The sequence below is a fragment of the Thermaerobacter litoralis genome, assembly GCF_054654595.1.
The window spans coordinates 1-19,912 of sequence record NZ_BAAIES010000001.1 but is presented as its reverse complement, the minus strand read 5'-3'; the positions used below and the strand labels follow the sequence as shown (position 1 = coordinate 19,912).

Here is a 19,912-nt window from a genome sequence, read left to right as displayed (position 1 = left end):
CTTGGCAGCGTCCCGGGCAGGACGAGCGGCCAGCGGCCTTGACACGGGGAACGTTTGTTCTGTAATCTGTATCCAGCGACCCGGTGGCCCGCGGAACGGGCCCGTCGAGCCGGGCGACCATCGCCCTGGCGGAGGCCGGCCGGGCCCGGCCCCCGATGGGGGACTTTCTGTCCGCTGGAGGGACAAGCCGTGTTCCGCATCCTGCACCTGGCGGATCTCCACTTGGGTTGGGAGCCGCGGTTCATGGCCCCCGACCGCAGGGCCGAACGGCGGCGGCGCCGCGACGGCCTGCTCGCCCGGGCGGTCGACTTCGCCCTCGATGAACGTCACCGGGTCGGCCTGGTGGTGATCGCCGGCGACCTGTTCGAGACCCACCGGCCCGAGGAGCGGCTGGTTCAGGAGGTCCTGGCCCAGTTGCGCCGCCTGGAGGACGGCGGGGTCCCCGTGGTCACGGTGCCCGGCAACCACGACGAGATCACCTACCACGACTCGGTCTACCGCCGCTTTGCCGCCGCCTGGCCCGGCGTGCTGGTGCAGAACCCCCTGCCCGCCCACGTGGCGACCCTGACGGTCGCCGGCCAGCCCGTCCACGTGTACAGCCTGGCGTACACCGGCGGCCTCACGCCGGTGGGTGCCCCACTGGCCACCTTTCCCCGGCTGGACGAGTCCGGCTTTCACCTGGCCGTCTTCCACGGGACCCTGGGGACCTGGGCCGGCGACCGCAGCCTGCCCCTGGACCGGGAGGCCCTGGGCCGGGCGGGTTACGACTACGTCGCCCTGGGCCACATCCACCAGGCTCTGGAGGAGCGGCTGGGATCCACCCCCGCCGTCTATGCCGGCGCGGTGGAGGGAAAGGGCTTTGACGATCCCGGCACCGGCGTCCTGACCCTGGTCGAGGTGGAACCCGGCCGGGGGGTGGTGGCCGTCCGCCGGCAGCCGGTGGCCTTCCAGCCGATGGAGAGCCTGGTCATCGATGCCGGCGCCTTTCCCGATGCCGCGGCCCTGGGCGACTACCTGGCCGGCCTGGCGGGGCCCGACCGCATCCTGCGGGTGCGGCTGGAGGGGGCCCCCGCCTTCGCCGTGGACGGGGAGGCGCTGGTGGCCGAGCACGGCAGCCGCTTCTTCCACCTGGAGATCGACGATGCCACGGAACCCGTAACCTGGGACGAGCTGGTGCGCTGGTCCGCGGAGCCCACCATCCTGGGCCTGTTCGTCCGGCGCCTGCTGGGCGAACTGGAGACGGCGGCGGACCCGCGGCGCCGCCGGGTGGTGGAACGGGCCCTGCGGCTTGGTGCGCGGGCCCTGCTAAAGGAGGGGGCCGGGCGGTGAGGGACGGGATGGCGATCCCGGACGGCAACGGGGCCCATGGGGAAGCGGGCGGACCTGCGGCCGGGGAGGCGACGGCGGCCGGCGGGGAGGGGCCCATGGCCCCGGCCGCCGGGGACCCGCAGGTGGGTGAGGCCGGCGGGGCCCGCCACCCGGTGATCTGGCACCGCCTGGTGTTGCGGGGATTCGGCCCCTTCCGGGACGAGGCCGAGTTCCGGTTCCCTGCCGGATTGGGCCACTGGGTCTCTCCCAACGAATCGGGCAAGTCGACCTTGCTGGCCGGCCTGGTTGCCGTCCTCTTCGGCCTTCCGGGGTCGTCCGACCCCACCCGCTACGGGCAGGCTCGCTATCGCCACTGGAACGGGGCGGCCCGGTTCGAGGGCGAGCTGGAGTTCACGGCCAGCGACGGGCGCCGGTACCGGCTGGTGCGGGACTTCGAACGCCACCGGGTCCGCCTGCTCCGCCTCGAAGGGGCGGGGGCGGTGGAGGAATGGGCGGGAACCCATAACCCCGCGGCCAGCCGGCCGGCGGAGGGGTATGAGCAGGCCCTGCAACGGCTGATCGGCGTGGCATCCCGCCATGTGATGTTGCAGATCTATTGCCTCGAGCAGCCCCTCCGGGCGCCGGAAGGCCCTGGGGAGCGGCCCGGCCTGGCGCAGGAGGTCCAGGCAATGCTGGCCGGTGCGGGAAGCCGCTCGCCGTCGGCCGCCCTGGCCTTCCTGGTGGACGGCATCAAGCGGCTGACCCGGGCCACCCGGGACCTGGGCGTGTCGACCCATAACCAGCGCCAGGACCGGCAGCTCGAACAACTGGAGGCCCGCATCCGGGATCTAGAGGAGGCCATCCGCCGGGACCGGGCGGCGGCCGACGACCTGCATCAGGTCCGCCTCCAGCTGGCCGAACTGGCCGCCCGGCGCCGGGAACTCGAGGACGCGCTGGAACGGTGTCGCCGGCGGCGCGATGCCTGGCAGCAGTGGCAGCGCCGGGCCGAGCGCTACCGCGACCGGACGGACCGCCGGATTCGGATGGAGCAGGCGGCTCAGCAGGTCGGCCTGCTGCAGGCAGAGATCGCCGCCTTGCAACGGGAGGCGGGTGCCCGCTGGCCGGGCTGGCCGGAGCTGGCCCGGGAGGGCGAAGGGGAGGCCCGGGCCGTCCTGGAACGCTTGCGCGACCTGGACCGGCGCATCGCTGACCTGCGGCGGGAGCTTCAGGCCACCCTGAGACGCCAGCGCCAGGCCGCGGCCCGGTCCCTGCTGGCCGCCTGGTACCGGCATCGTTTCCTGGCCAGGGTGCGGCAGGCCGTCGAGGGGCTGTCCCAGCGGGTTCCCCGGCTGGCGGCGGCGGAGCCAGCGACGCTGGAGCGGTTGCGGGACGTCCCCCGAAAGGAGGCCGAGCTGCAGCGCCACATCGCCACCCTGGAGGGGGCGTGGCGGGCCCGCCAGGATGCGCTTAAGGCCTGGCAGGCGGACGCCGAGGCCGCCCGGGCCACCTACGCCGACGTCGCCGGGTGGACCCCGGAGGTGGCAGCGGCCGCCCTGGAGATGGTCCAGGTGCGGGCCGAGATCCAGCACCTGGAGGCGGAGAATCGCCGGCGGGCCGCCGAGATCCAGCGGCGCCGGGTAGTGGCCCGGTGGGTGGCCCTGGTGGTGGCGGCCCTGGCCGGGCTGGTCGCCGGCCTGCTGGCCGGGCCCCGGTTGGGGCTTCCCATGGGAGCCGGGCTCGCCGGCCTGGCGGCCCTGGCGGGCGGGGGCCTGGCCTGGCGGCTGTTGATGGCGGGCCAGCCCACCGTCGACCCGGCGGCGGAAGATGCCCTGCGCCGGCGGGAGGAGGCGATCCGCGGGCGCCTGGGCCCCTGGGCCGACCTTCCCGGCGACCGGCTGCTGGAGATGGAGCGCCGGTACCGGGAGTGGCAAGCCCGGACGGACGAACTGGAGCGGCGGCGCCGGACGCTGGAGGCGGGCGGGCCCGGGGAGGTCGAGGCTCGGCTTGTTGAGGCCCGCTCCCAGCTGGAATCCCTGTACCGGGAGGTCGAGCCGTTCCTTGCAGGCCGGGGCGTGGCCGAACTGCCCCGGATCCTGGCCTGGTGGGAGGCGGTGGCCCGAGTGGGCCGGGAGGCCGCGCAGGCTGCCGAGGACCTGGCCCGGCGCCTTGGGGAAGACGTCCCCCCTGAAGGGAGCGGGGACGGCCGGGGGCCCGGCGACAGCGGGGCTGCCTCCGATGGCGGATGGCGGCGGCTGGTGCGCATGGTGCTGGCCCCTGCCGCCCAGGGCGAGGCGACGGGGGAGGTGGCGGCGGCCCGGGCGGTGGTTTCATCGACGGGGACCGGCACCGAGGGGCCGGCCGCCGACGCCCCGCAGGCCGGGGCCCGGCCGGCCGGCGAGGTGCCGGTCGACCCCGAAGGCCTGGCGGCCTGGCTGCAGACCTGGGATCCGGCCCTGTGGGACGACCCGGCGGCCGAAGCCGTCCGCTGGCGGGACATCGAAAGCCGGCTCGAGGCGTGGCGGAGGGCCCTGGAGGGCAGCTGGGACGCCGACCGGGGACCCGATCCCGGTGCCGTTCCCGGGTGGCCGCCGTCTGCCGAGGCGCAGCTGGAACGGATGCATCTGGACGCCGAGGAGGAGGCGCGGGCCGCTGGCCGCCGGGCCGACGAGCTAGCCGAGGCGCTGGCCGGCCTGGAGGCCGAAGCCGGCGACCTGCGCCGGCGCTGGTCGGTGTTGCTGGATCCCCACGGGGGCGACGTGGAACGGGCCCAGGAGGCATGGAGCGAGTTCCTCCGCCACCAGCAGCGCTGGAAGGACAAGGAGAAGGAACTGAAAGGACTCCTATCCGCCTGGGAGGTGGCCAGCACGGCCGACCTCCTGGGCCGGGCCGCCCAGGAGCGGGACACGGCCCTCCTGGACCTCAAGGCGATCGAAGAGCTGGCGGCGGCCCATCCCGAACTGGACGCCCGGGACCTGAACCCGGACCGGGCCCGGGAGGCGCTGGCCCAGCTGGACGCGGAAGAGGGGACCCTTGCCGCGGAGCTGCAGCGGCTCCAAGAGGCCCAGGTCCAGCTGGCAAGCCGGGAACAGGCCTACCTGCGGCAGGAGCCCATCAACATTGCCCAGGCGGAGCAGGAGCTGGCGGCCTTGCGAGCGGAGAGGGACGCCCTGCAGGAGGAGCTGGAGGCCCTCGTCCTGGCCCACCGCTCGCTGGATGCGGCGATTCGGGACTACCACGCCGCCTACCGGGAGCGCCTGGAGAAATCGGCCAGCGCTCACTTCGCCCGGTTGACCGGGCGGCCGGGCCGCCGGGTCGTCCTGGACTCGGACTTCCGCGTCCAGGTACGGGAGGCGGACGGCACGCTGGCCGTGCCGGAGCAGCTCAGCCAGGGGACCCGGGACCAGCTCTACTGGTCCCTGCGGGTGGCGGTGGCCGAGCTCCTGGCTGGGGACGTGATCCTGCCCTTCGTTCTGGACGACCCCTTCGTCCACTGGGACGACCGTCGCCTGGGCGAGGCGCGGCAGATCGTCACCAACCTGGCCCGGGGCCGGCAGGTGATCCTGCTCTCCCACCGGACGGCCCTGGCCGGGTGGGGGCATTCCGTTGAGGTGGCGCATGCTGACCCGGCCCTGGCGGCCGGCAATGGTGACCGGCGGCCGGGTGGAGGGGATGGCCGGTGAGCTTGCGCCTGGTTCTCGGCCGGGCCGGGGCCGGCAAGACCCACCACTGCCTTGAGGCCGTGGCCGCCGAGGAGGGGAAGGGTTACCAGGGGCCAGCCCTGATCCTGCTGGTCCCCGAGCAGGCGACCTTCCAGATGGAGCAGGCCTTGCTGGCCCGGATCCGCCGGCGCTGGGGCCGCAGCGGTTTCGCCCGCGCCCGGGTGGCCAGCTTCCAGCGGCTCGCCTGGTGGGTCGAACAGGAGGGGGGCGGGGGCGCCCGGCCGGTCGTCAGCGAACTGGGCAAGCGGCTTCTCCTGAGGGCGCTTCTGGCGCGGGAGGCGGGGCGGCTGCAGCTCTTCCACAGGGTGGCCGACCGGCCGGGGTTCATCGACCGCCTGGCCGTGACCCTGGCGGAGCTGGCCGCCTACGGGATTGACGCCGGCCAGCTGTGGCGGCAACGGGAGGCGTGGCTCGCCCAGGGGCGCGAGGGCCTGCTGGCCGTCAAGCTGCATGACCTGGCCCTGCTGGTCGAGGCTTACCAGGCCTTTCTCGCAGAGAAGGGTTTGACCGACCCGGGCCACGCCCTGGACGGGCTGGCGCAGCGCCTGCCCGCCAGCGGGTGGTTGCGGGGCGCCCTGGTGTGGGTCGATGGCTTCACCGGGTTCACCCCCGGCGAGCTGCGGGTGCTGGGGGCCTTGATGTCCGTCGCCCAGCGGGTCGAGGTCAGCCTCTGCCTTGACCCCACGGAGGTTCCCTGGGCCGTGGCCGGCGAAACCGCCGCCGGCGGCAGCGCCGGGAGCGGGCCCGGATCCCGGCCCGCGGAGGACGAGGCCTCGGCGCTGTTCCACCCAACCTGGGTCACCGCCCGCCAGCTGCTGGACCTGGCGGCCCGGCAGGGGATCCCGGTCGAACCGGCCCGGGTCCTCCCCCTGGGACAGGACGCCACGGGTATGCCCCGCTTCCGCAACCCGGCCCTGGCCCACCTGGAGCGGGAGCTCTACCAGTTCCCCGGGCGGCGCTTTGGTGGGGCTGCCGATGGGATCACCCTGGTGGCGGCGCCCGACCGCCGGGCGGAGGTGGCGGCGGCGGCCCGGGAGATGCTGCGGCTGGCCCGGGAGGAGGGGTACCGCTTCCGGGACATGGTGGTCATCGCCCGGGACCTCGAGGCGTACCACGATCTGCTGGCCGCAGCCTGCGCCGAGCATGGGATCCCCCTGTTCGTCGATCGCCGGCGGCCCGTGGGACACCACCCGCTGGTGGAACTGGTGCGGTCCGCCCTGGAGGTGGTGGCGGGCGACTGGCCGTATGAAGCGGTCTTCCGCTACCTCAAAACGGACCTGGTCCCGGTGGCGCGGGGGGCGGTGGACCGCCTGGAGAATTACGTCCTGGCCTTCGGCATCCGCGGGGAGCACTGGTACCGGGGGCGGCCCTGGCGCTGGCGGCACCGCTTCACCCTGGAGGACGACGAGGCACCGGAGCCCACATGGGAAGAGGAACTGCAGGCGATCAACCGCGTGCGGGACGAGGCGACCGCGGCCCTGCGCCGCTTCCACGCCCGCGTGGCCGAAGGGCGGCGCCGGCCCCTGCCGGTGGAGACCCTGGTCAAGGCGTTGTACCAGCTGCTGACCGATCTGGACGTACCCGCCCAGATCGTGCGCTGGAGCGAGGAGGCCGAAGGGGCGGGTGACCTGGATGCGGCCCAGGAGCACCTGCAGGTATGGAACGGGATCTGCGAGCTCCTGGAGCAGGCGGTCGCCAGCCTGCCGGACCTGGCCCTGACGCTGGTCGACTTCCTCCGCGTGCTCGAAGCGGGCATGGAGGGGTTGCGGGTCGGTCTGATCCCGCCGGGGCTCGATCAGGTGGTGGCCGGGAGCGTGGAGCGCTCGCGGCACCCCAGCGCCCGGGCGGCCTTCCTCCTGGGGGCCACCGACGATGCCTTCCCGCGGCGGATCGAGGAGGACGCCATCTTCACCGACGGGGAGCGGGAGGAACTGGCGGATGGCGGCCTCGAGCTCGGCCCGCCGGGCCGGGTCCGCGCCCTGCACGAGCAGTACCATACGTATGTCGCCCTCACCCGGGCGCGGGAGCGGCTGTGGGTCAGCTATCCCCTGGGGGACGAAGAGGGGCGGGCCGTGGCGCCGGCATGGTTGACCCGCCGCTTGCAGGTGCTGTTCCCCGCCTTGCGGGTGACGCCCGCTGAGGTGGAGGGGCCCGCCGGGGTTGCCACGGCGACCCAGGCGGTGGACCAGCTGGTCCGGCTGCTGGGGCGGGAGCCCGGGTCGGCGGCAGCGCAGCCCCCGGCGGCGACCGGGTGGCAGGTCCTCTACCAGTGGGCCGTCACCGAGCCGGCCGTCCGGGAGCGGGCCCTTCAGGCCTTGCGGTCGCTGGTCCATTCCAACCAGGTCGATCCATTGGGGCGCGACCTGGCCCGGCAGCTCTATGCCCGGCCCCGGGAAGGGCAGTGGGAGGTCCATACCAGCGTCAGCCGCCTGGAACGCCTGGCCGCCTGCCCCTTCCAGCACTTCGCCGCCCACGGCCTGGCCCTGGCGGAGCGGGAGGTCCGCCGCCTGGACGCCCCGCAGCTGGGCCGGATCTACCACGCCGCCCTTAGCTTGCTGTCCCGGCGCGTCTGGGAGCGGGGCCTGGACTGGGCCGATCTGGACGGAGAGGCCGTCGACCGGCTGGTCGGGGAGGCGCTGGACGCCATTCGCCCCCGGCTGGCGGAAGAGGCTGCCACCAGCACCGCGTACCAGGCGTACTTGATCGAACGGGCCCGCCAGACCCTGGTGCGGACGGCCCGCCGCCTGGTTGACCAGGCGCGGCATGGCGCCTTCCGGCCCCTGGCCGTGGAGGTGGAGTTCGGCCCGGACCACCCCGCGTTGCCCGTGGTCCCGTGGGCGCTGGGCCCCCAAGAGCGCCTCGCCCTTCACGGCCGCATCGACCGGATCGACGCGGCCCGGAGCCCGGCGGGCCGGTGGCTGGTGCGGGTCATCGATTACAAGAGCGGCCGCAAGGACCTGCCCCTGGACCGGGTGTACTACGGCCTGGCTTTACAACTGCCCGTGTACCTCTGGGTGGCGACCCGCGCCGGCGCCCGGCTGCTGCAAGGGTCCAGGGCCGGTCAGGCCACGGGGCCGGCCGCTGCGGACCCGGGCTCGCCACCCGCCGGTGGCCCCGAAGCCGGCGCCGGGCAGCAGGGGGGGCCGGCCGGGGCCGGAACAGGTGTCCCGGCAGCCGCGGCACCCGAGCTTGAGCCAGCGGCGCTGCTGTTCGTCCCTGTGGCCGATCCCTATCTGGATGCCGAGGGGCCCCTGGACCCCGAAGAAGCGGCCCGCCGGCGGGACGGCAAGATGCTGCGACCTCAAGGCTGGCTGCTGGACGATCAGGAGGTCTTCGCGGCCCACGGGCCCGGCGAACGGCTGCCGACCCTGGTCCCGGTGACGTTGCGGAAGCGGGACGGCCGGCCCGACGCCCGCTCCCGGGTCCTGGACCGGGAGCGCCTGGAGGCCCTGTTCCGCCATGTGGAGGACCGGGTCAAGGCCATGGCGGCGACCCTCCTGGCGGGCCGAGCCGACGTGGCGCCCTACCGGTTGAAGGACGAGTCGCCGTGCAGCCTGTGCCGCTACCGGGCCGTTTGCCAGTTCGACCCGCGGATCCCCGGCAACCATTACCGGGCCCTGCGCCCGCTGCGATCCCGGGAGGTGCTGGAGCGGCTGGCCGGCGCGTCCCAGGGCACCCCGGTGATCGCGGGGCCCTCGGAGCCCATGGCGGGCACGCCGCCACAGCAGGGGGAGGGGGCGACGGGTTCATGAGCCAGACCATGCCGGACCGCGACCCGGACGTACCGCCGGCGACCGGCGCCGGTGCCGGCCGCCGCTGGACGCCGGCCCAGCAGCAGGCCATCCGGATGCGGGGCACCATCCTGGTCAGCGCGGCGGCGGGTGCCGGCAAGACCTCGGTGCTGGTGGAGCGGATCATCCGGCGCCTCCTCGACCCGCGGGAACCGGTGGAGATCGACCGGCTGCTGGTGGTCACCTTCACCGAGGCCGCCGCCACCGAGATGAAGGAACGGATCCGGAACCGGCTGGAGGAAGCCCTGGCCGAACGGCCCCAGGACGCGCGGCTGCGCCGGCAGCTGGCCCTCCTGGGGCGGGCGTCCATCTCCACGCTCCACAGCTTCTGCCTGCGGCTGGCCCGGCAGTACTTCTACCGCTTGGGCCTGGACCCGGCGACCCGGGTGGCCGGCGAGCACGAGGCGCAACTCTTGCGGTATGAAGTCCTGGACGAGGTCTTCGAGCGGCGGTATGCCGAGGCGTCGCCCGCCTTCCTCGACCTGGTGGAGGCCTATGGGGGAACCCGCGGCGACGAGGACCTGCGCCAGCTGGTGCTGCGGCTGTACGATAGCGCCTATGCCCGGCCATGGCCGGAGGCGTGGTTGCGAACCCTGCCCCAGGCCTACCGGGACGCCGCCGCCGCCCTGGAGGCGAGCGATTGGTTCGCCGTGGTGCGGGACGGCCTCGTCCGCTCCCTCCAGCGCCACGTCCGGACCCTCGAGGGCCTGGCGGCCCAGTGCCGGCAACCGGGTGGCCCCATCGTCTGGGAGGAGACCCTGACCGGCGACGCGGCGCGCCTCCAGGCCCTGGCGGAAGAGCTGCAGGGGGCCGGATGGGAGGGGGTCCGGTGCCTGGTCCAGGCGGCGGCCGAGGGGTGGCCACGGCTTCCCAACAACCCGAATTCGAAGGACCCGTCCCACAGCCGTGTCCGCAAGGGGCGGGACAAGGTCAAGCGGGCGTTACGCGACCTGGCCCAGGGACTGTGGACCCGCCCCGGCCACGAGGTCGCGGCCGACCTCGGGCGGATCGAACCCTACGTGGCCACGCTGGTCGACCTGTGTGAAGACTTCGCCCGGTCCCTCCAGGCCGCCAAGCGCGACCGGGGGCTGATGGACTTCACCGACATGGAACACTACGCGCTCCGGGTCCTCCTGGACCCCGAGGCGCCCCCCGGCGAGCTCCGGCCCTCGCCCGTCGCCCGCGAGCTGCGCCGGTTCTTCCAGGAGGTCCTGGTGGACGAGTACCAGGACATCAATCCGCTTCAGGACGCCATCCTGCAGCTGGTGACGGGCGACGGGAGCGAGACCCCGGCCAACCTGTTCATGGTCGGCGACGTCAAGCAGAGCATCTACGCCTTCCGGCAGGCGGAACCCGGTCTGTTCCTGGCCCGCTACCGGCGCTACCGTCCCCTCCCGCCGGAGGCGGAATCCCCCAGAGAGAAGCGTGGGGACGCCCCGGATGGGCAGGGCTGGCGCATCGGCCTCAACGCCAACTTCCGCAGCCGGCCGGCGGTGCTGGCCGCGGTCAACGACCTCTTCCAGCGCATCATGGTGCCGGGCCTGGGAGGCCTGGCCTACGACGACGAGGCCCTCCTCTGGCCCGGGGCACCCTATCCCGCGCTGCCGCCGGGCGCCCGGGGTGGAGAGGCCCCGGTGGAGGTGCACCTTCTGGAGCGGAAGCCCGAGGCCCTTGGGGACGAGTGGCCCGAGCGGCTGGAGGGTGGGGCGGCGGAGCCGGGTGCCGGCATCGGGACCGGCCCGGAGGGCGGCGGCTCGGCCCAGTCCGAAGGAGCGGGGGCCGGCGCGGCGGGTCCGGTCGCCAGCAAGGCGGCGGGAGCGCCCCTGCTGGCCATGGCGGGGGAGGAGCGCGGCGAGGCTTCCGCCGGGGCCACGGACCGCGACGGCGCGGAGGACGAGGCCGAGGAGGCCACGGAGGGCGATCCGGCCGGTGAGGGCGACGGGACCGGCGAGGAGGTCGACCTCACGGCCCTTGAGCAGGAGGCGCGGCTGGTGGCCCGGCGCCTCAAGGAGCTGGTCGAAGGCGGGCCAGGACAGGGGCCGTTGGCCATCTGGGACCCGGAGCAGCGCCGGTACCGGCCGGTGCGCTACCGCGACGTGGTGGTCCTGCTGCGCAGCGCCCGGCTGCGGGCCTCCACCTTCGCCGAGGTGCTGAGCAACGAGGGGGTGCCCGTCTACACGCGCTCCCGGACCGGCTACCTGGTGGCCCCAGAGGTCGAGGTCATGCTGGCCCTTCTGCAGGTCCTGGACAACCCCCGGCAGGACATTCCCCTGGCCGCCGTGCTGCGGTCGTGGATGGTCGGCCTGGAGGCGCGGGACCTGGCGCGGATCCGCCTGGCCGGGCGCCGGATCTCCTTTTACGAAGCGGCCTGCCGGGTCGCCGGGTGGGATCCCGACCGGGAGCAACCGGCGGCGCCGTCCCCGGACCCGGATGCTCCGTCCCCGGACCCGGCCGGGCCGGATCCCGACGACCCGCTGGCCCGTCGCCTGCGGCGCTTCCTGGCTGACATCGCCCGGTGGCGGACCCTCGCCCGGCGCCACCCCCTCTCGCGGGTGATCCAGCAGATCTATGACGAGACCGGCGTCCTCTCCTACGTGGCGGGGCTGCCGGGCGGGGCCCAGCGCCGGGCCAACCTGGAGGCCTTGCGCGACCGGGCCCGCCAGTTCGACCAGTTCGCCCGCCAGGGCCTCTTCCGGTTCCTGCGCTTCATCGACCGCTTGCGCGAGCGCGGGGACGACCTGGGGACGGCACCGGCCCTTGGGGAGAACGACGACGTGGTCCGGGTGATGACGATCCACCAGAGCAAGGGGCTGGAGTTCCCGGTGGTCGTGGTGGCCGATCTGGGCGCCCGTTTTCAGTTCGCCACCGGCCACGCCCTGATCCACCGCCGGCAGGGCCTGGGGCTCAAGGTGGTGGATCCCGAGCTCCGGATCCGCTACCCCAGCCTGGCCTACGAAGCGGTCCGCACCCAGGACCGCCTCGACACTCTGGCGGAGGAACTGCGCATCCTCTACGTGGCCCTGACCCGCGCCCGGGAGCGGCTGATCCTGGTGGGGTCGGTGCAGAACCTGCCGGCAGCGGCGGCCAGCTGGTGGGCGACCGCCGGCGGCCCGCTGGCCGAGGGCACCGGCCCGCTGCCGGTGGCCGCCCTGGAGGGGGCGGCATCCTACCTGGACTGGCTGGGGCCGGCCCTGATGCTGCACCCCGATGCCGGGCCCTTGCGCGTCCTGGCCGGTGTTCCCTCCGGTCCCTCCGGCGACCGGGCGGAGCCGGAGCCGGGGTCTGGCGCGGCCAGTGGTTGGAGCTCCCGCTGGCACTGGTCCCTCTGGCTGCGACCACCCGCCGCGGGGGACGCCCTTCCCGTCCTGGCCCCCGGCGACGTGGAACCCCCGGCCGGGGAAGCCGGCGGGGCCGGTTCGTCCGCCGGGCGGGGGCCCGACTGGTTGGAATCCCTGGTGCGGGGCGAGCCGCTGCCTGCTGACGCGGTGGACGGGGCCGCGGTGGAGGCCCTGCGCCGCCGCCTGGCCTGGCGGTATCCCTATGCCGGGCTGGCGAACCGGTTTGCCAAGCGATCGGTCAGCGAACTCAAAGGCCAGGCCGATCCAGAATGGCAGGCCTATCCCGTGCCGGCCGAGCTCCGCCGCGGCTTGCGCGAGCCCCGGTTGGGATGGGAGGAGGGAGCGGGGCCGGGGCAGGCGGGGGCGGAGGACGCCGCCGGCGGCCGGACCGAACCGGAACCGGCGGGTCGCCCCCCAACCCCTTCGGGCTCTGCGGCCGCTGCGCCATCCACCGCCCCCGGCACCCCGGCGGTCCAGCCCGGCCGGCGGGCGGCGGATGAAAGGCCGGGGGACGGCCGGTCGGCCGGCCAGGCGGTGACCGGCGCCGCCCGGGGCACGGCCACCCACCGGGTGCTGCAGCATCTGGACCTGGCGGGCCCCCTCAACGAGGAGGACCTGGCCCGGCAGGTGGAGGCCATGGTGGTCCGGGGGCTTCTCACCCGCGCCGAAGCGGCGGCGGTGGACGTGGCCGCCCTGGCCCGGTTCTTCCAGGGGCCCCTGGGCCGTCGCCTGCGTGCTCGGCCCGAGCGGGTCCACCGCGAGTGGATGTTCACCCTGGGCGTTCCGGCCGGCGAGATGTACCCCGATCTCGGCGGCGGGGAGCCTGATGGGGTCACGGCCGCACCGGCCGGGGCCAGCCCAGCCGCCGGCACGGCCGGTGGAACGGCCAGCGGAACGGCCGGCCCGGCCCGTCCTGGACGGGCCGGCGGGGACGCCGGCGCCGGGGAGCGGGGCGGACCCCGCACCGGGGCGGCCGAGGCCGAGGCCGCGCCAGAGGCCGATGATCCGACCGGTGATCTGGTGGTGGTGCAGGGCATCGTGGACTGCTTCGTGGAGGAGGAGGACGGCCTGCTCCTGCTGGATTTCAAGACCGACGAACCGCGCCAGCAGACCATTGCCCAGCTGGCCGCCTTCTACGCCGCCCAGGTCCGGTTCTACCGCCGGGCGCTGGAAGCCATCACGGGCCGTCCCGTCAAGGAGGCCTACCTCTACTTCCTGGCCACGGACGAGGCGGTACCCGTTCGCTAGGGAAGGCGCGGGGCCCAGGTCCGTGACTCCGGATCGGGGCTGGGGCCAGCCCGTGCCCGTTCCCGTGCAGGCCACCATCTAGCCGGACCCGTCTCCCCCGGGTGGGATGGGCGGTTGCGCCTGCCCGCAACCCCCGCAACGGCCATACTAGGCCGGGGGTGACACCATGCCGAGGGCGGACAAGGACGGCGGCCGGGCAGTGCCGTCCGGGCGACCGGCGCAGGGCGACCCGGCGGCGACCCGGAAGGGCCGGGTCCACCAGGGGGAAGGGGGACCGGTGCTGCCCGTGGAGGGCGGGGTGCCGGGTCCCCAATCGGCTGAGGCGGCGCAGCTGTGGGGTGCGACCTACGGGGAGGAACCCGGCAGCGGGACCGACTACGAGGCGACCCGGCAGTCGACCGAGGCGATCCGGCGCGCCCACCGGGTGGCCCGAGGGCCCGGGAACCCGCGGCAGGGCGACACCCCTTGAGCCGGGCGAGGGGTCCAGGGACGAGGGGGCAGGGACTAGAGCTTGCCTTGGGCGGCGCCCTGCAGCACAGCCCGCCGGCGCAGCCAGAGACCCTCGCCGGCCGTCCTGGCGGCACCGGCCCAAAGGACGGCCCACTCCGCCAGGTAGGCGGCGATGAGCGCGACGGCGGCGATCACCGTGCCCGACATCGCCGGGACCAGGGCCCGGACCATCAGGGCTGTGGCCGTCAAGGCAGCCACGTTGGCCAGTGCGGCCAGGTGGACGAACACGGTGTGCCGGCTGCGAACGAGCCGGCCTGCCTGGCAGGAGGCCAGGGCGACGATCAGGGGGACGGGGATCATCGCCAGCAAGCCCAGGCGGGCGACCCGCGCCACTTCCCCGGATACGGCCACGGCGCCTTGAAGGAAGGGGCCGGCCAAGGGGGTCGCGGCAAGCAGGGCCATGGCCGCCACGCCACCCAGGCCTACGCGCCCGGCGAAGCCGTGGATGGCGCGCCACGGCACCTCCTCGCCGTGGGCGATGGCCACCTGTTCCACCGTGCGCATCGGCAGCATGAAGAGGAGCACGACGCTCCAGGCCACCGGCCAGGCGGCCAGGGCCAGCGGGGCGTCCACCGCCCGGGCCAGGAGTCCCGTCAGGACGGGCCGGGCGGCGAAGGTGGTCACGCTGGTCAGCGCCAGGGGGACGTAAAAGCTCAACAGGTCCCGCCAGCCCAGGACGTTCTGCGGCACCGCCTGGGCGGCCGGGCGGCCGGCGCCCCTCCAGGTGCGGTGGAGCCAGCGCCGGGCATAGCGGTCGACATAGGCGCACTCGGCCGTCACCGCCGCGGCCAGGCCAGCACACCCGGCGATGGCCCCCGGCATCCCGGTGAGGCCGCCCAGCAGGAGGACCGCAGCCAGGGTGGCCAGGCGGATCATGGTGCCCCGGCTGGCCACCACGGTATGGCCGTGGCGGATCAGCAGGCCCTGGTGCAGGCGCCGCCAGGCGATGGCGGCCGTCCAGGGTAGCATGACGGCAAAGGCGGGCCGCACCAGGGGCAGCAAGGCGGGCTCAAGCCCCAGCATCCGGCCGAAGTACAGGTCGAACAAGCCGGTGAACGCCAGGGCGGCATGCAGGGCCGTCAAGATGCCGCCCAACAGCAGCGTGAAGTGCTGGAGCCGGCGCAAGGCCTGGTCGCCGGTGGCCAGGGCGTTGCCGGCGTGGAGCAGCATGATGACGGGGCTCTCGATCAGCAGGCAGGTGGCGATCACCGCGCCGTAGGCCGCCAGCGAAAGATCGGGTGCCGCCAGCCGGGCGATGCCGGCATTGACGGCCATCTCCCCAGCGGCCATCAAGAGGTCGCTGGCGGCCAGGGGGACGTAGAAGCCCCAGAGGCGCCGGAACGTACCAGCCGGCGCCGCCATCCACCGTCCCATCGCCCACCCTCTCTCCATGGCCCCGCCTCTCCCAACCCGCCCGGGCCCTTCCCGGCAAGCCCCGGGCCGTCGACGGCTCCAACGATAGCACCGGGTTTCAGGGGCGACAAGGGCGCCCCGTCCCACGGAAGACGGGGCGCGCTGGGGGACCGCCCCGAGGGGTGGCCCCCCACGGCCCCATCCTGGGTTACGATGGACGGGTGAGAGGGGGCGATCATCCGATGGCAGGTCGACTGGAGGACAAGGTGGCCATCGTCACCGGCGCCAGCCGCGGCATCGGGGAGGCCATCAGCCGGCTGTTCGTCGCCGAAGGGGCCCGGGTGGTGGGCGTGGCCCGCTCGGCCGACCGGCTGGAGGCCCTCCGGCAGGCCCTCGACGCCGAGGGCGCTGGGGGCCGTTTCGTCCCCCGGGCCGCCGATGTGACCTCGGCCCAGGCCGCCCGGGAGGTGGTCCGCGAGACCCTGGACCGCTGGGGCCGGATCGATATCCTGGTGAACAACGCCGGCGTCGGCCACTACGCGCCGGTGACCGAGCTGAGCGAGGCCGCCTGGGACGAGATGATGGCGGTCAACCTCAAGGCGCCCTTCCTCTGGACCCAGGCGGTGCTCCCCCATATGATGGAGCGGCGGGACGGCCACGTCATCATGATCTCGTCGGTGGCGGGGACCACCACCTTCGTCCACGGCGCCGGTTACTGCGCCTCCAAGTGGGGGCTGATGGCCCTGGCGGACACCCTGCGGCAGGAGGTCCGGCCCTACGAGCTGCGGGTGACCGCCGTCTGCCCGGGTTCGGTGCAGACGGGCTTCGGCGGGACCCCGCCGCGGGACTACTCCTTGCGGCCCGAGGACGTGGCCCACACCGTCCTGGAGGTGGCGGCGGCGCCGCGGCGAGTGATCTACGGGACGGTGATCATGCGCCCCCTGGTGCCCGCGGACCGGCAGTGACGGGCGGCGCAACCCGGAGCCAGGGGCGGCACCCCGAGCAGCCCGGCGCCAACCGGAGGGCGGGCCCAGGGCGGGCCCGCCCGAACCCGGCGGCCAGCCGGGCGATCCGCGGGGTTCCGGCCGGGCGATCCCCGGGGCTGTCCGCAACAGGGCTCCGGGTGGGCGTGCCGGAATCCCCGGGAGGCGAGGCTCGCAGCCTGGGGAGGGCCGGGTGCGCCGGAACGGGCGCCACGCCAGCCGGGGTGCGCCCGCCCCAATCCGGGGCGTCTGCATCGGGGCGATGCTTTCGCAGGTAGGGAGGCCGGCAAGGTGATTCCGGAGGAACCGGCTCGGAGCGCACCGGAGGAACCGGCTCGCGGTGCGGCGCAGGCTCGGAGGGCGCCGGAGGTTCCGGCCCGCGGTGCGGCGGAGGAACCAGCTCGGACCGCACCGGAGGAACTGGCTCGCGACGCGGCGGCCAGGGCGGCCGGGGCGACCCCGGCCGCCCCGTATGATCTCCTCATCGTCGGCGGCGGCCCCTGTGGCCTGGCCTGCGCGGCCGCGGCGCAACAAGCCGGGCTGCGCTACCGGGTGTTCGAGAAGGGGGCCATCGTCAACTCCCTGGTCCACTTCCCGGTCCAGATGAACTTCTTCAGCACCAGCGATAACCTGGCCATCGCCGGGATCCCCTTCGTCACCGAGCGGGCGAACCCGACGCGCCGGGAGGCCCTGGACTACTATCGGGCGGTGGTGCAGCACCTGGGGCTGCAGGTGGACACCTTCACCGAGGTGGTCGACATCCGGCGGGAGGCCGGCGGCACCTTCCAGGTGGTGGTGCGCCCGGTGCCGCGGCTGGTGGGGGGCTTGCCGCCCCTGGAGCCGGCCGGCGGGGCCGAGCGGGCCACGAGCCCGGGGGATGCCGGGCCGGCGGGCGTGCAGGTCTACCGGGCGCGCAACGTCGTCCTAGCCACGGGCTACTACGACCGGCCCAACCGCCTGGGCATCCCGGGAGAGGACCTGCCCCACGTCAGCCACTACTACCGGGAGGGCCACGCCTTTTACGGCCGTTCCGTGCTGGTGGTCGGCGGGCAGAACTCGGCCGTCGAGGCAGCCCTCGACCTGCACCGCTGCGGGGCCCGGGTGAGCCTGGCCCACCGGGGCCCCGCCCTGTCCCAGCGCATCAAGCCCTGGGTGCTGCCGCCCTTCCGCAGCCTGGTGGAGAAGGGCCGGATCGCGGTGTTCTACAACACCGAGGTCCTGGCCATCGAACCCGGCCGGGTGCGGCTGTCCGTGGCCGGCGAACCCCGGGATCTGCCCGCCGACTTCGTGTTCCTGCTGGTGGGGTACCGGCCCAATCATCACCTGGTGCACCGGCTGGGCATTCCGGTGGACCCGGCCACGGGCGAGCCCCGTCACGACCCGGAGACCATGGCCACGCCGGTCCCCGGGGTCTACCTGGCCGGCGTGGTGGCCGCCGGGTACGACGCCAACAAGATCTTCATCGAGAACGGCCGCTGGCACGGCGAGCGCATCGTGCGGCACATCCTGGCGCAGGCCCGGGGGCGCGACGCAGGCCAGGAGGCAGGCCCCAAGACGTGAGCCGGAAGGAGGCCGCCGCGCGCCGGGGAGCGGACCCGCCCGGGATCCGGCGATGGGCCGCGGGCCGTACAGGGTATGACCGAGAAGGCCGCCGGCGGGCTGCCCGCTCCGGGCAGCCCGCCGGCGCGCCGCCCAGCGGCCCGCCACCGGCCCCCTAACGGCTTACCCACGGCGCGCCGGAGGGCCCGTCCAGGGCTCGCCAGCGGCCCCTCAACGGCGCGCCAAAGGCGGCGTCCACGGCCCCCAACGGCCCGCCAATGGCTCGTCAACGCCTTGCTGGCGCGGCCTCACTCCAGCACCCGGGAGAAGAAGACGGCGCTCACGGTTTCGTCCAGGCCGACGGGCCGGTCGTAGATCCGCTCGAGGAAGCGGGCCAGTTCGTCCGGCGCCTTGAGGTTGGGATCTTCGGCGGCCAGCTCTTCGGGGGTCAGCTGCCCCAGGGGCTTGACCACCACCCGGTCGATCACGGCGGTGAACAGCTTCTGGCGCGGCTCGTAGCGGTTGCCGTAGGTGACCCAGACCAGGTCGCCTTCCCGGTACTTGTCGCGCTTGTCACCCAGGCGGATCGTGCAGCGCTTTTCCGCCGCCAAGAGGTTGGCCTGGTAGACCGTCGAGTAGAAGTTGAGCGCCTTCACGGCCAGCCCTCCCCGCTGACACCTTGACGGGATCCGACGAAAAGCGGCCAACCACGGTTTGATAACCCGCTATTCGTCCGCGCCCCGGGGCATTCCTTCCGAAAAATTGAAAAGGACCGACGATGGCCGCCTCGGGGTAAAGCGAGAGCGGCCGCGGGCGTTTTGCCGCGGCCGCTCCGGCCTTTGCGCGTTCCGGCGCTCGACGCGACGCTCCTCACCGCTGGACGTTTGCCTTCACCGCTTGGGGTCGGCCGGCAGGGTCTGGCCGTTAGCCAAGGCCTGCTCGGCCAGGGCGATCATCCGCCGCACCATGTGGCCGCCGACGGCGCCGGCCTGCCGGGCGGGGATGTCACCCCAGTAGTCCTCCGAACCCTGATGGACCGGCAGCCCCAGCTCCGCAGCGATCTCGTACTTCAGGTTATCCAGGGCCGGGTGGGCTTCCTTGATCAGCAGCCGGTTGGTCTTCTGACCCAACGCCATGGGTATCACCTCGGTGGTCGAACTCGGCCCCGCGCGCTGGCGGCGCCCCGACGGCACCGTGGAGCGCCTTGGGCGGCGCGGCCGCCGCCACCGCCGATCCATGCCCGGTGCTGCTGGCTCCTGGCTGCGGGCCTGCGCATGCTGCGCCGCTGCCGATGCATCCGCTTCGGCCGGTGGGGCCGCTGCGGGCGGTTGCCGGCCGAGGCGGCAGGTGGCGTTCCCGAGCTTAATCTGCGCGCCCCGGACGGCCCTCAGGCTCGCAAATCCGGGTCCGGCCGGTCGATCCCCGGCCGCGCTGCCGGCCCGGCGGCATCCCGTCCTGGGCGGGGGCACCGTGCCCGCCGGGGGGGCAATGGGCCCGCCGGGCGGGCAACGGCCCCGTTCCTCCGGAAACCCGACCGGTCCCCGGCGCCCGAGCCGGTTCCTGGCGCGCGGTTCTCCGCGCTTTCTCCGTGCCCGCTCCGTGCTTTCCTTTCTCGGAGCCTCCATGGCGTTTCCGTGGCTTTCTGGGCGGCGTTCGAGGTGCTCGGCCGCCGGGCGTTTGCGCCTCCTGCCCCTTCAAATTGCTAACGATGGCCTCAATTAATTTTTAAACGTGCAAACCTTTCCGAACGAACCTCGTTGATCCTCCGGCAACGATGTGGTATCCCGGAGATGCAAGGCCTTGCCGGGCCCCGGCCCGGCGGCCAGCCGGCCCGACCGCCGGCGGGGGCGGCGCGCATCGCAGGCTGCCGGCCCGGCCAGTCCCGGCGGTGGAAGACCCCACAGGGCCGGGCCGCACGGACCGGCCGACCGGCCGGGTTCGTCCAAAAGGGGGTTCGCGAGATGTCGGTGGCGGTACGGCAGCAGGTGGAACCCGCGCCGGCGCCGCGCCGCAGCGGCGGCTGGCTGGACCGGTTCTTCGCCATCCAGGCCAGCGGGTCCGACGTGCGGACGGAGGGCGTGGCCATGAGGACGGCGTTGGGGTCGAGCCCGGCCGCCCCCAGG

The 19,912-nt window shown here is 74.2% G+C and carries 10 protein-coding genes; 7 read left to right on the top strand and 3 right to left on the bottom strand.

The window, feature by feature from the left end; all coding sequences use genetic code 11:
- The first annotated feature begins 189 nt into the window (after positions 1 to 189).
- From ACYQ02_RS00050 to ACYQ02_RS00030, 5 genes are all read left to right on the top strand, one after another.
- The gene (locus ACYQ02_RS00050) at positions 190 to 1,329 is read left to right on the top strand and encodes a metallophosphoesterase family protein (protein WP_460038390.1); all 1,140 of its coding nucleotides are present in this window, start codon (positions 190 to 192) and stop codon (positions 1,327 to 1,329) included.
- A complete protein-coding gene (locus tag ACYQ02_RS00045) occupies positions 1,326 to 4,988 on the top strand; it encodes an AAA family ATPase (protein ID WP_460038389.1) in 3,663 nt (1,220 codons plus the stop codon). The genes ACYQ02_RS00050 and ACYQ02_RS00045 overlap by 4 nt, the downstream gene beginning before the upstream one ends.
- Positions 4,985 to 8,779 carry a PD-(D/E)XK nuclease family protein gene (locus ACYQ02_RS00040; RefSeq protein ID WP_460038388.1) on the top strand — a complete coding sequence of 1,265 codons (3,795 nt, stop codon included), beginning with the start codon at positions 4,985 to 4,987 and terminating at the stop codon, positions 8,777 to 8,779. The genes ACYQ02_RS00045 and ACYQ02_RS00040 overlap by 4 nt, the downstream gene beginning before the upstream one ends.
- A complete protein-coding gene (locus ACYQ02_RS00035) occupies positions 8,776 to 13,404 on the top strand; it encodes a UvrD-helicase domain-containing protein (RefSeq protein ID WP_460038387.1) in 4,629 nt (1,542 codons plus the stop codon). Before ACYQ02_RS00040 ends, ACYQ02_RS00035 begins: the two co-directional genes overlap by 4 nt.
- Positions 13,405 to 13,570: 166 nt before the next feature.
- Complete coding sequence (locus ACYQ02_RS00030; protein ID WP_460038386.1) at positions 13,571 to 13,873, top strand: hypothetical protein; 303 nt, start codon at positions 13,571 to 13,573, stop codon at positions 13,871 to 13,873.
- Positions 13,874 to 13,908: 35 nt separating this feature from the next.
- Here ACYQ02_RS00030 and ACYQ02_RS00025 read toward each other — a convergent pair whose 3' ends face one another.
- The gene (locus ACYQ02_RS00025) at positions 13,909 to 15,306 is read right to left on the bottom strand and encodes a hypothetical protein (protein WP_460038385.1); all 1,398 of its coding nucleotides are present in this window, start codon (positions 15,304 to 15,306) and stop codon (positions 13,909 to 13,911) included.
- Between the two features lie 203 nt (positions 15,307 to 15,509).
- On the opposite strand from ACYQ02_RS00025, the gene ACYQ02_RS00020 reads away from it, so the two are divergent.
- Both ACYQ02_RS00020 and ACYQ02_RS00015 read left to right on the top strand, forming a co-directional pair.
- Entirely contained in the window at positions 15,510 to 16,232 is a 723-nt protein-coding gene (locus ACYQ02_RS00020; protein ID WP_460038384.1) for an SDR family oxidoreductase, read from the top strand.
- Between the two features lie 309 nt (positions 16,233 to 16,541).
- Positions 16,542 to 17,810 carry a YpdA family putative bacillithiol disulfide reductase gene (locus ACYQ02_RS00015; RefSeq protein ID WP_460038383.1) on the top strand — a complete coding sequence of 423 codons (1,269 nt, stop codon included), beginning with the start codon at positions 16,542 to 16,544 and terminating at the stop codon, positions 17,808 to 17,810.
- A gap of 287 nt (positions 17,811 to 18,097) precedes the next feature.
- Here ACYQ02_RS00015 and ACYQ02_RS00010 read toward each other — a convergent pair whose 3' ends face one another.
- Both ACYQ02_RS00010 and ACYQ02_RS00005 read right to left on the bottom strand, forming a co-directional pair.
- The gene (locus ACYQ02_RS00010; protein WP_460038382.1) at positions 18,098 to 18,445 is read right to left on the bottom strand and encodes an ASCH domain-containing protein; all 348 of its coding nucleotides are present in this window, start codon (positions 18,443 to 18,445) and stop codon (positions 18,098 to 18,100) included.
- Between the two features lie 234 nt (positions 18,446 to 18,679).
- Positions 18,680 to 18,925, bottom strand: coding sequence for an alpha/beta-type small acid-soluble spore protein (locus tag ACYQ02_RS00005; protein WP_460038381.1), 246 nt, complete (start codon positions 18,923 to 18,925; stop codon positions 18,680 to 18,682).
- Between the last annotated feature and the right edge of the window lie 987 nt (positions 18,926 to 19,912).